The 12,644-nt window shown below is 47.8% G+C and carries 11 protein-coding genes and 1 pseudogene; 7 read left to right on the top strand and 5 right to left on the bottom strand.

The genetic code is table 11. From position 1 onward, the window contains the following. The first annotated feature begins 91 nt into the window (after positions 1 to 91). Entirely contained in the window at positions 92 to 1,303 is a 1,212-nt protein-coding gene (locus ELR70_RS02415; protein WP_054016375.1) for an alpha/beta hydrolase-fold protein, read from the top strand. Here the strand turns inward: ELR70_RS02415 and ELR70_RS02410 are convergent. The 5 genes from ELR70_RS02410 to ELR70_RS02390 all read right to left on the bottom strand — a co-directional run bounded on the left by ELR70_RS02410 (position 1,300) and on the right by ELR70_RS02390 (position 4,475). Next, the gene (locus ELR70_RS02410; protein ID WP_054016376.1) at positions 1,300 to 1,788 is read right to left on the bottom strand and encodes a DUF2314 domain-containing protein; all 489 of its coding nucleotides are present in this window, start codon (positions 1,786 to 1,788) and stop codon (positions 1,300 to 1,302) included. The two genes, ELR70_RS02415 and ELR70_RS02410, sit on opposite strands and share 4 nt — an antisense overlap. Positions 1,789 to 1,921: 133 nt before the next feature. Further along, complete coding sequence (locus ELR70_RS02405) at positions 1,922 to 2,626, bottom strand: SDR family oxidoreductase (protein WP_241566299.1); 705 nt, start codon at positions 2,624 to 2,626, stop codon at positions 1,922 to 1,924. 346 nt (positions 2,627 to 2,972) lie between these two features. Then, entirely contained in the window at positions 2,973 to 3,263 is a 291-nt protein-coding gene (locus ELR70_RS02400) for a YciI family protein (RefSeq protein ID WP_054016378.1), read from the bottom strand. A gap of 117 nt (positions 3,264 to 3,380) precedes the next feature. Further along, a complete protein-coding gene (locus tag ELR70_RS02395) occupies positions 3,381 to 3,746 on the bottom strand; it encodes a hypothetical protein (RefSeq protein WP_054016379.1) in 366 nt (121 codons plus the stop codon). A gap of 159 nt (positions 3,747 to 3,905) precedes the next feature. Beyond that, positions 3,906 to 4,475, bottom strand: a complete 570-nt coding sequence (locus tag ELR70_RS02390; RefSeq protein ID WP_054016380.1) for a uracil-DNA glycosylase family protein — start codon at positions 4,473 to 4,475, stop codon at positions 3,906 to 3,908. 219 nt (positions 4,476 to 4,694) lie between these two features. On the opposite strand from ELR70_RS02390, the gene ELR70_RS02385 reads away from it, so the two are divergent. The 6 genes and pseudogenes from ELR70_RS02385 to ELR70_RS02360 all read left to right on the top strand — a co-directional run bounded on the left by ELR70_RS02385 (position 4,695) and on the right by ELR70_RS02360 (position 12,629). Beyond that, on the top strand, positions 4,695 to 4,991 hold the full coding sequence (locus tag ELR70_RS02385; protein ID WP_054016381.1) for a hypothetical protein: 297 nt from the start codon (positions 4,695 to 4,697) through the stop codon (positions 4,989 to 4,991). Positions 4,992 to 4,993: 2 nt separating this feature from the next. After that, entirely contained in the window at positions 4,994 to 6,559 is a 1,566-nt protein-coding gene (locus ELR70_RS02380; RefSeq protein WP_054016382.1) for a PepSY-associated TM helix domain-containing protein, read from the top strand. Continuing rightward, positions 6,556 to 6,888, top strand: a complete 333-nt coding sequence (locus ELR70_RS02375; RefSeq protein ID WP_054016383.1) for a DUF3325 domain-containing protein — start codon at positions 6,556 to 6,558, stop codon at positions 6,886 to 6,888. Before ELR70_RS02380 ends, ELR70_RS02375 begins: the two co-directional genes overlap by 4 nt. Before the next feature lie 716 nt (positions 6,889 to 7,604). Beyond that, entirely contained in the window at positions 7,605 to 8,312 is a 708-nt protein-coding gene (locus ELR70_RS02370) for an SDR family NAD(P)-dependent oxidoreductase (protein WP_054016384.1), read from the top strand. Between the two features lie 101 nt (positions 8,313 to 8,413). Then, a complete protein-coding gene (locus ELR70_RS02365) occupies positions 8,414 to 9,505 on the top strand; it encodes an efflux RND transporter periplasmic adaptor subunit (RefSeq protein ID WP_054016385.1) in 1,092 nt (363 codons plus the stop codon). After that, positions 9,502 to 12,629: pseudogene (locus tag ELR70_RS02360) on the top strand (efflux RND transporter permease subunit). Before ELR70_RS02365 ends, ELR70_RS02360 begins: the two are co-directional and overlap by 4 nt. Positions 12,630 to 12,644: the final 15 nt, after the last annotated feature.

Here is a 12,644-nt window from a genome sequence, read left to right as displayed (position 1 = left end):
ACATTCAGCGAAAAATCAGCCGTTATAACTTCACCCCTTCAAACTTCGCATTTAAGCTGCTTCGTACACAATAACAAAGGACTATCTACCTATGCGCATATTACTGATCGCTATTTTACTTGGGCTATTCTCCCAATCACACGCTGCACCAGCAGTCTCTGTCGCACCATTGATTACAGGACAGACACTTACTATAGAGTCAGATATTTTAGATGAGAAAAGGGAAGTAACTATTCACTTACCAAAAAACTATAACGCACAAACACGGTATCACACGCTCTATATTTTGGATGCGGAGCATTACTTTGAACAGGCTGTCGGCGTCACAAACGCCTTACGTAACACACGTCAAATTCCAAATGTGATTCTGATTGGCGTAAAAACAAAAATCAGAGTCAGAGATTATCTGCCTCCTCTTCAGGGCCCAGCCCAGGGCCGCATGCAGTCTCATATTACTGAGCATTTTCCGGAATTTGGGAGTGCTCCCAAATTCGCTCTGTTTTTAGAAAACGAGCTGTTCCCCTGGGTTGAACAAAACTACACAGTCCACCCAACTCGAACCCTTGTTGGCCACTCAAACGCTGGGGTATTTGGCATGCATTTGCTATTTAACCAGCCGACTCTGTTTGCCAACTATCTGTTGGCAAGCCCGGCTCCATGGTGGAGCACGGCGCAAATCAGTCAGCTGGTTACACAAAGTCAAAAAAGTTATAGCACACATCACGCCAATCTATTTTTGACGCTGGGAGAGCAAGAGAGTCAAGGCTACTATGCGTATATGATGAATTTAAGTGCTCAGCTGCACAGCCACACACCAACTGGCCTGCGTTGGCAATTCAAAATAATACCTGATGAAGATCACAGCAGTATTGCCTTTCCGTCGATGCTTTCTGGCTTGCCCTTTCTATATCGAGAGTTAATTTATCCAGACCTTGAACAAACCGCAAAATACGGCGATATCGCAAACGTTCAAGCCTATTTCAACAAGCTGTCAAAGCGCGATGCAACACAATACCTAGCGCAGCAATCAACGCTGGCAGATCTGGCACACATGCAGTTTGAATATGGCCGCAACACACAGGCAATGGCAACACTAAGCTATTTTACCACCCTCTATCCAGAGTCAGCTTATGCCCATCAAAGCCTGGGGCTGGGATATATGAAAATGGCTCAATATAGCCAGGCCGTTGTTAGTTTTAACACTGCACTATCACTGCTCGAAGCTAACAACATCGAAGATAAAACCGTCTCTGACTTTTTGAATGAAATGGTCATTGCAGCCACAGAGAAACGCTCGCTTTAGACATACTTTGCTTGCATTTCCTGAAGCTCGGCAGGCAACTCTACACCTTCACGCTCGGCGATGGCAAACATCGCCCGTTGTGTGAAGCCACCGTAGATGTTGCCGTCTTTATCTGTGATCTGCCAGTCTTCAATGTCATCAAAGTGGCAGGTATAGTTATGTGCTAACTTTCCCTGATGTGTCACAGGAGGGGTAACCAAAAACACGCTGAGTTCATCGCCTTTTATGCCTTCAACATGCGCGCCCAGGTGTTCCGAAACGCCACAATCGCTTTCGAAATCTAATTTGACAAACGCATCTTTGGGAAACTGACGGTACAGTGATTTGAATTCTTCTAATGACGCTTTAGCGTCTGCCACAGCCTGAAGCAACAAGGGATCGTTCGGATCTGTTTCCAGCGCGGGATAATCCTCTGAGCTAGAGCTGTAGCGGTTATGCAGCCAAAAAGCCAGCACAATAAAAACAACAATCAAACCCCAGTACATAAGCCTGGCTCCTTGTAATTGTGACATCTGTTAATTTGAGCTTAGCAAACTAATTCGCAGGACTAAAGCCGGTATTGGTAATATACCGGCCTGGTTTTATGCCCGTTCCACCTGGAAAGGAACTGCGTATTACTTAGCTAGATTTAGGTGAGGCACTGCTACCAGCCAGGATCCCGCCATCTACGTTCAGTTCAATTCCTGTCACATAAGCAGATTCATCTGATGCGAGATACAACACGGCATAAGCAACATCTATGGCACGCCCCATATGGCCAAGCGGGATATCGGCAGCAATGCCAGCAATAGCTGCATTACGGGCTTCTCCTTCTCCCAACATGGCATCCCACATAGGTGTTAAAATGGCACCCGGATGCACCGAATTACAGCGGATCGGGTAATTTTGCTGAGCGCAGTACAACGCAACCGATTTGCTATGATTACGCACCGCAGCTTTACTTGCTGCATAGGCGGCGGCAGCCGGGATCCCCACAAGTCCAGAACGAGAAGAAATATTCACAATGCTGGCCGCATTGGACGCTTTCATCAAACGAATACCGTACTTACACCCTAATGCCACACCATCGCTGTTAGTTTGCTGTACTGTGTGCCAGCTGTTCAAATCCAGATGTTCAGGATCATGTGGCCCCTGTGTTTCTAAAAAGCCCGTGATCCCAGCGTTATTGATCAGTATATCGAGTCGACCAAACTGGTCTTGGACAAAACGCTCAACGTTTTGCCATTGCACCTCGTCGGACACATCAAGTGAAAGGAAATAGGCATTTTCACCCAGCTTCTCACAAAGTTGCATAGCCTCTTCGGCGTTTTTATCTGTAACAATAACGACTGCTCCTTGCTCAATAAAGCATGTCGCGATCGCCGCGCCAATCCCCGGGCAGCACCTGTTACAAGGGCTATTTTATTGTCTAGTCTGGCCATAATATTCTCCGTTGTAGATTCCTTTTAAACAAAAAATGTAAGGCAGAGTAACCAACGCACAGTCGTTGTCAGCCGGACAGAGAAAGCCGCAGCAGGGATATCATGCAAAGCACAAAAATGGGATAACTTGAAATGATATCGAAGTACCAAAACTGGCGTGTGGACACCCTGCTAATACACCATGCATTACGCTCATAGCCATGAACGTCAATCATAGTACTCTGTTCAGCCTGTAAATATCAGCTGATTTATAGCGTTAGCAGTTGTGATAAACCACTGGCAGTCTTGCTTACTTCAATTTCTGTGATCTCGTAATTCGCCAGTCCGGCGAGATAAAAAGGGTCGTTGTGTAGAATTGCTTCTAACTCAGATTGGCTCGTTGCCTTGGCGAAAATCATGCCGCCAGTTCTGGGCACTTTTCTACCAGATGCTAAAAACACACCTTGCTGATAATACTGTTGTAAAAACTGGATATGTGCGGGTAAATGCGCATCAATTTCCTCCAATTCAACAGTGTATGTTATGTTGACGACAAACACTCAGTACCGCTCCTTGTGTCGTTATCAGTTAGGCTGTGTTAAAAACCACCACAAGTGTATAAGCGAAAAACTATTTTGTAAATGCCCTTCTAAGGAGTTTGCCTTGGGTTTTAGAGATTACCGAGCGCGCTTCATTTTGGGAGCAATATTAAGTAAAAAGCTATCTTTATTGACCAAAAAGCCACAGATGCTGCTGATTACAATAAAAATCCCATACATAGATCCTATGTACACCCAATCATTATTTTCTGCCAATAACATCACACAGGTGCCATCATTCACGAAAAAAACATTCAGTACAGAAAATACAAATACGCTACGGTAATAGATTAGGTTGCCAGTGTGGCTTGCGAAAGAAGAGAGGAGCAGGGCAAATAAGCCCAGGTAAAATCCAATGACCGATAGTGCGCCTGTTTGGTAACTGGGATATAAAGCCAACAGAGAGAGAACGATGGCTGACCAGCCCGAAATTCTATATAACATGTTCAAGTCCTTTGAATATAAAATGTTAAAATTTGTAATTCTAACTCAAACCAAATTATGAGCTATACAGTGCTAAATAGCAACCCATATGAGTTAATTCATTTTCTAAAAGTTTACATTATAGTCCCAAACTCCTTTAATATTCCGGCCTTAAAACGTTCAAAATTCACCCAAAACTTCCTGAACACGATTTCTTAATGCCGGTATCACATCAGCCTCAAACCAGGGTCGTTTTCGCAACCATAATTGATTACGAGGACTTGGGTGAGGCAATGCTAGCTGCTCGGGTAAACTCGATTGCCAGCCAGAAACGGCCAGTGACACGTTAACAAAATCAGTCAAATGATAGCTTTGTGCATATTGGCCAATTAATATAGTAAATTCAATTTGTTCAAACACCTCAAGCAAAGGGACGCGCCAAGTTTGCGCACAGATTTTAGGAGGAGGCAAATCACCCGATTTACCCTTGCCCGGGTAACAAAAGGCCATGGGCACAATCGCGAACAAGGTAGGATCGTAAAACTGAGTTTTAGTGACCCCCAGCCAATCTCTGAGCCGTTTTCCGCTGGCATCATCAAATGGCTTACCCGTTTTGTGCACAGTCATACTCGGGGCCTGACCCGCAATCAGTATTTTGGCTGTAGGCAATCCCTGGATCACAGGTCTAGGCTCAAAGGGCAGCTCACCCCGACATAAAGTACACTGCCGGACACGCTCTATGATATTCAAATCTCACTCCCTTAACCTCATATTATTATATGACCAGTATATCAAGGGTCTATCCATTTAAAGAATGCCCATAAAACACCTAGCAGCTGATTTTTGGAATTTGATATTCCATCTGGCATTAATATTTGTACATTTAACGCATTTGCTAATGATAATTACTGTTATTTATAGCGCGATTCAGTAATAATTCGCCTCCCTATTTTTGATCAAAGAACAAGTATGCCGATGTCGTCTTACTTTGCTTATTTTACCGCTTATCGACTGAACGTCGTTGCCCGCTTTGCAACGGCTATTTTCGGCGGCTACGTGCTCACTGCGCTGTCCATCAGCCTGATAAGCTTGTCGTTGCCTGTTTCTAAAGTTGACGCCGTATTATTCAGTGTGTGCCTGAGTGTACTCATTCACTGCCTTATTTTTATCGCTGTATTTGCAATAAAGTCACTACGCCTCCTTTGCGGTGGATTGCTGCTGCTTGCCATATTGCAATGGATGCTGATCCTGATATTAAAAGGATAACTATGAAAGACAGTCTTTTCCGCTCTATGACCTGGTTACACACCTGGGTTGGGCTACTTTTCTGCTGGCTGCTGTGGTTGGTATTTTTTGCCGGTACTCTGAGTTTTTTCCGCCAGGAAATTACTTTGTGGAGCAAACCTGAATTGCACCCATACAGTGCTAAGGTGCAAAGTTCGCAGCAGGCGCTACTAGATTATGGCTTCGAACGCCTAAACACAGAGGCACCTGACGCAGCACGTTGGTGGATCAGTCTGCCTTCTGAGCGCAATACTCTGCTACGCGTTTCTCACTTGCCCTACCCAGCGCCTGGAGAAAAAGCCAGTTGGGTAAACCACAATCTGGCGGCCGACAGCAAGGTACCTGTAACACCAAGAGAATCCAAAGGAGGCAGTTTCTTTTATAGGCTGCACTTTGACTTACATTATATGGATCGCACCACAGCACGCTGGATAGTATGTCTGGCTAGCTTATTTATGCTGGTTGCCCTGATCTCCGGGATAGTGATCCACAAACGTATTTTTAAGGATATGTTCCAGTTCAGGGCAGGCAAAGGTAGTCGAAGCTGGCTGGATGGCCACAACCTGAGCTCTGTGCTGGCCTTACCATTTCACTTGATGATCACCTACACAGGTCTGATCACACTCATATTCACGCTATTCCCCTACCCGGCGCAAACCGTCTATGAAGGTGGGGTAAAGGAATTCAGAAAAGAATTCTATCCGGAGCGGCAACGCCCAGAGCTGAGCCAACAACCCCTGACCAGCCCAGCATTTACCCAGTCTCTGGATCACTTTTTTACTAACTGGCCAGAACAACCCATTTCACGCATTATCATAGATCACCCCAAGGATGCAGCAGCTGTGATGAAAATTTACGGCGCTAACCGCAGTGAGATAAAAGACGAACAAGCGGTGTGGCTGTACTCAGGCAAAACTGGCGAACTGCTCAACACCGCCCACCAGGAAGACAGTGCAGCAGCCCAATTATATGGCGGCATGATAGCCATGCATACAGGTCGCCTTGCATCCCCGGGGTTGCGTTGGCTCTACTTTTTGTGTGGCCTCGCAGGCTGTGCCATGATTGCCAGTGGCTGTGTGATGTGGGCTAAACGCCTAAAAGAGCGTCAAAAGCTGGCGCAACCCGTCGGTTTTGGTCTTAAGTTGGTGGAATCACTCAATCTCGCGGCGATTATGGGGCTACCGCTGGCAACCGCAGCATTCTTCTATGCTAATCGCCTGATCCCGGTAACGAATAGTGGCCGTGCTGATCAGGAAGTGCTGGTATTTTTCCTTACCTGGGCGGCCACGGCTCTGTTTGCCACCAAGTGGCGTAACACCCAAGGCTGGCGGGCTCTGGCACTCATCAACGCCCTGGCCTGGCTAACACTACCACTGTGCAATGCGCTAACAACTCAAGGCAGTTTAATTAGTTACGTGAGTAATGGACAGTGGGCGCTGGCCATGTTTGATACTATGGCCTTGCTGGCCGCTGCGGTATTTTTCTGGCAAAGCAAACAGCTTCAGTCTACACAGCAGCCACAGCGTGTCCGCAGGGAGCGTACTGCATGATGTATCTGATCGCGACCTTACTGTGCTTCACCAGCTTCATGGCCTTCGCACTGGCTAAAACACCGCACTACAAAGCCGTGTTTGGCACTCGACCAGAGCACGCGCTAAGTCAGCGCTACCTGATCGCAGCCTGGATCATACTTTTACTAACATTGGTGATAAATGTTAGTCAGGCTGTCGGATACGGCAGTCTGATGTTTTGCGGCCAGATGGCTTTCTCTGTATTGCTTCTTACCTGTTTACTCACGTTTCGGCCAAAGTGGATGAGATCACTATTTTACCTACTTCCGGCCACGACGCTCCTGATTTCAGTACTACATGCGGTCTAAAATGATAAGGGGCTGAAGCTTTCTCAGCCCCTTAAAATATTATATATATCATGTAGGTAGTCCAATATACCACGCGCTGGGCTCACATAATTCAGAGCAAAAAATTACCAAGTTGCGCAAAAAGCACACGTATATCAGGGTGGCTTTCAGCTCAGCTTCTGGCAAATTTCACCCCGCACTTGGTAAAAAAACCAATCCCAGCCAGCTACCAGGGCCAATTACTTAGTAAAATAATGATCTCGCTGACCCGAACTTGTTTTTAGTTGGTAAAAATGCGATCTGAGGAAAGAGGAGTTGGTAAATTAGTGATCTATGGTGCGATCCAACAGCCTCACAAGTTAGTAAAAATACGATCCCAAACTGGCAGTGCTATGTTTTATCACCCATTTATAGAGCAAATACCGCCAATAAAAGCAGGCAACGACCTATTCCTTACCCTGATCCAAGCACGGAAAGCTCATAAGTTGGTAAATTCGTGATCTGAGCCTAACTTAGTTAGTTAATTACTGATCTGAATACTGACCAAGTTAGTTAAATCTTGATCTACAGGGAATCATAAGTTAGTAAAAATGTGATCTATTAACTAACTAGCGGGGTTTCAAAGCCCTTTTCAGATAGAGTTAGTAAAAACCCGATCTCTATAGACAGATCCAATCCGTCATATAGTCCGTTTAATACACTCATAAAGCAAAACAGGTATTTAAAAAGGAGCACGGGTGAGAGTCTTAATTGTCGGCGGTTCAGGTGGAATAGGGCAGGCTCTGGTTAAACGTTTTGCCAATATGCAGCCCGATACTCAGGTATATGCGACATATAGAACCACACAGCCAGCTATCACCTTAAACAATGTAAAGTGGATTAAGGTCGATGCGAGTCAGGAATGCGACGTCTGCGACTTAGCAGAACAGGTTCAGCAGGTCGATATACTCATCAATGCCACGGGGCTGCTGCATACCCCCGACAAACTACCAGAGAAGTCCATACAGGAATTCGACCCCGGCTTTTTTAATGAAAACTTGCAAGCAAACACAGTGCCGACTTTGCTGTTAGCCAAACACTTTGCCAAAGCGCTCAAAGCAAAACATCCGACTTATTTTGTTGCGCTGTCAGCCCGCATTGGCAGTATTTCCGACAACCATTTGGGTGGCTGGATCAGCTATCGCAGTGCCAAGGCCGCCCTGAACATGGCACTAAAAACCATCAGTATAGAATGGCGTTATAAACTGCCAAATTGCTGTGTATTGTCATTCCATCCGGGTACAACCGATACCGCCTTGTCAGTCCCTTTCCAAAAAAATGTGCCCGCAGGCAAGCTGTTTACTGCTGATTTTGTGGCAGAGAGTTTGATAGACCTGATCTACAGTAAGCAGGCATCAGACAGTGGCGGCTTTTATAGCTATGATGGTTCAGCGATTACCTGGTAATCCCATAAATAGCAAAAATCTCATGTTTAGTCGCAAATCGCATGCTTATTGGTCAAAAGACCCATAGAATTAAATGAAAACTATTATCATTAGAGGCTTATATGCATATTTCCGCACGCGTAATCGCAAGCGTCATGCTAATCACCACAATGTTGCTTTACTCACACTCGGGGCTAGCGCAAGCCACACAGGTTGAGGTTTACACACCCAGTGCCACAAAGCAACCCAGGGTAATGACCCTTAGCGGCTCAGTCGAAGCCAGACACGACGCACAACTGGCCAGTCAGGAGTCTGGACTAGTACAGGCCTTGCTCGTAGATGCAGGAGACACCGTCAGCAAAGGCGATCCATTGCTAAAGCTGGATGCCACACTGGCAGAGTTAAATCTGGCACAGGCCAGGGCCGGTGCGCAGGCAGCCAAGGTTTCGGTCAACGAGGCACAGCGCCTGCTTGATGAAGTTGCAGCACTCTCCAAAAAGCAAAGTGTGGCACAAACGCTGATTGGTGAGCGCACCGCAGCACTGGCCAACGCGAAGGCTGAACAGGTAAAACAACAGGCACTGGTTGCCCTGGCACAAGAAAGACTAAACCGTCATACGCTGTATGCCCCCTTTACAGGCGTAATAGGGCGACGCTCTGTGGATATGGGCGAGTGGGTCACACCGGGCAATCAGCTCTTTACACTGGTTGCAGAATCAGACTTACGCATTGTGATCAATGTCCCGCAGGAGTACTTTCCCCTGTTACGCTCAACGCCCAGACTACCAGTTATGGTTACGCCCGATATCAACGCTGCTAAGCCTATTAAAGCCGAGATCAGTCGCATCGTTGCCGTCACAGATCCATCCAGCCGGACCTTTACGGCACACATTGATTTGACCGATACCATGGCGGTCCATGCTCAATTTACGCCAGGCATGTCGGCCCAGACGGATCTGCTCCTGAGTGCACAAGACGGTGCTGTATGGATCCCCAAAAAAGCCGTTAAGCAGCACCCGGATGGCGGCAGCAGCGTGTTTATTGCCGACAACAACACAGCCAAACGAAAAATGGTGACCATCACGGCTTCTCGACCAGACTATGTTGCAGTGACCGGCCTGACAGGTAATGAGTCGGTGATCACTACTGGTATCGAGCTGTTAAAAGAAGGCACACAACTGCAAATCAGCGCCAGGGCAGGGAACCTACAATGATAGAATCAGCGGTAAAACGCGGCACCTTAGTGGCCGTGGTGGTGCTGATCACCACCATTTTGGGCCTGGTATCAGCTTTGAACATTCCTGTACAAATGATCCCTGATTTGGAAGTCAGAACCATTACAGTACAAACGGGCTGGCCCGGCGCAACCCCGCAAGATGTGGAAAAAGAGATCCTGATTGAACAGGAGCGCTACCTGCGCAGCTTACCGAATCTGCAACGCATGATCTCGTTTGCCGAAATGGGCGAAGCCACCATAGAGCTGGAATTTCCTTTTGGTGTTGAGGTCAACGACGCCCTGATCCGGGTAAACAATGCACTCAGCCAGGTGCCTGCTTATCCGGAAAATGTCGACCAGCCACGGCTGTTTTCCAGCTCCTTTTCTAGTAACGCCTTTATGTTCTTCCTGCTTAAACCGCAAGCCGGCAATCCATTACAACTGGACATGGATCTGCTGCGGGATTACGCCGAAGATTACATTCGTCCACGTATGGAAAGCGTCACAGGCGTTTCCGAAGTACGCATTGGCGGCGGTGCACAACGACAAATCCAGATTAAGGTCGATGCAGCACGTCTGGCTCAGCGCGGCATCAGCCTGAGCGACGTCAGAACCGTGATCCGCGACCGTAACCGCGATACCTCTGGCGGTGATATCGAAAGTGGCGAAAGCCGTTACCTGCTGCGTGTGATTGGCCGCTTTGAACAACTCAATGAACTGGAAAACCTGATCATCAAGCGTGATGGCAATGCCAATGTACTGCTCAAAGATGTTGCCAGCGTCACGCTGGACCACTTCGAAACTCGCGGTGTGAGCTATTCAAATGGTGAACGTACTTTGCGCCTGTCGGTGCGACGTGAAAGCGGCTCCAACGTACTTGATATCAAAGAACAGATGCTGCCAGTGGTTGAAGAAATTAACCAACAGCTGCTCGCGCAAAATGGTCTGGAATTGAAATTACTGAGCGACGATGTCCGCTATGTAAAAAGCTCTCTGGAGAACGTATGGACCAATCTGGCATTAGGTGCGCTGCTGGCCACTCTGGTGATGTACTTCTTCCTGCGTTCTGGCCGCGCGACGCTGGTTGGTGTGATGGGGATCCCATTATGTACCATCGCTGCCTTTTTTGCTCTGATGAGCTTTGGCCGCACCATCAATGTTATCTCCCTGGCCGGGGTCGCCTTTGCCATCGGCATGACGGTGGACAATACCATAGTGGTGTTAGAATCTATCGTTCAGGCCAAACGCGAGGGGATCAGCCGACGCTTAGCGGCCATCAATGGCGTGAAGGAAGTCTGGCCTGCTGTACTGGCATCAACCGCCACAACGGTATTAGTTTTCGCACCGATTTTGTTTGTACAACAGGAAGCCGGCCAACTCTACTCAGACATTGCGATTGCTATTTCTGGTGCCATCATTGCCTCTATGCTTGTGGCCATTTTTGTGGTGCCCGTCGCACTGGCAAACTTTGGTAAGCAGCAAGATCTGGAAGAAAAACGCCAGGTTGAGCTGAGTGCCTACTGGCTGAAGTTATCACAGCTATTTACCCGCACGACCACCCAGGCACGTATTGCCAGCGCTGCGTTTATCGTGGTTATTATGGGTCTGGCCACAACCCTGATGCCGGCTGCCGAATATTTGCCTGAAGGTGAAGAGCCTAAGGCGTTTTCTATGATGATTGCCCCCCGAACTACAACCTGACTGAGATGGAAAAAATTGGTACGGAACTGCGCGGCTATTTTGATGGCTTTGTGCAGGCAGACAACGCGGATTTTCTGGCGGGGAAGACTGATATGCCACCACTGGAGTACTACTCCATGTCAGTGTCAGTTGGGCGGATCTGGTTCTTAAGTGCGCCGGTTGAACCAGAGCATATCAATCAGATGATGAATGCCATTACGGATAAGTTCAGAAGTTACGAAGGCATGCGTGCATTCTCTGCTCGTGGCTCGATTATTTCCAGCAATGATGGCGGTACACGTGCCGTCGCGGTGGATATTGCCGGTGCAAACATCATGGACCTCTATAGCGCGGCAGAAGCAGTCTATGGCGAAGCGGATAAACTATTTGATAAGCCGCAGATCAATTCCGACCCCAGATCACTGACACTCGACCAGCCACTCATCGAGATCCAACCCCGCTGGGCACGACTGGCAGAGCTGGGGCTGGATAATAGAGACTTTGGGTACGCCGTGGCTGCCATGAGTGATGGCGCATATGTAGATGAATTCATTCTTAACGATGATAAAGTCGACATGTTCCTGTTCAGTGGCTCGGGTAATCGCCAGACCATAGAGCAGCTATCGACAACACCTATCATCACCCCTAACGGGCAGGTGCTACCGCTCAATGCGCTGGCCGATCTGGTTGAAAGTAAGAACAGCAACTCCGTGCGTCGTGTTGATGGTAACCGGACCGTCACCGTGTATATCATCCCGCCGAGAGACGTTGCGCTGGAAACAGCCGAGCAGATAGTGCGTCAACAGCTGTTACCTAACCTCTGGCAACAGGGTAAGATTGCTCAGGGTATTAAGGTCAACATCAGTGGTGCCGCGGATCAGTTAGAAGCCACAAAAGCATCTCTGTCTGGCAACTTTGTTATAGCACTGGTACTGAGCTACCTGCTGTTGGTGGCCATTTTTACCCATTGGCGCTATCCGTTGTTTATTCTGGCGACCGTGCCTTTAGGTATGGCCGGAGGCCTGCTAGGACTGGTGACCGTTAATGGCATTAACAGCACCTTATCGGCCATAGGGCTCAGTGCCTTCCATCAGCCATTTGATATGATCACTATGCTGGGCTTTTTGATCTTACTGGGCACTGTGGTGAATAACCCCATCCTGATTGTCGATCAGACTCGTCGTTATGTGATGGAGCAGGGAATGAAGGTCAAAGAAGCGGTCCAGCAGGCCGTTGCAAAACGCCTCAGACCAATACTGATGTCAACGACCACCACCATTTTCGGTCTGGCACCTCTGGTACTGATCCCAGGAGAAGGAACCGAGCTGTATCGCGGTGTGGGGATTATCGTACTCAGTGGTATTTTGGTTTCAACACTACTCAGCCTGACCTTTTTACCGGCACTGCTGGTTGCTGTTATTAAGGACGAAAAACCGGCTTAAAAACAATCCAGCCCG

The sequence above is a fragment of the Pseudoalteromonas sp. R3 genome, assembly GCF_004014715.1.
Classification (GTDB): Bacteria; Pseudomonadota; Gammaproteobacteria; order Enterobacterales; family Alteromonadaceae; genus Pseudoalteromonas.
The sequence above is the reverse complement of the archived record's forward strand: the minus strand, read 5'-3'. Positions and strand labels throughout refer to the sequence as shown.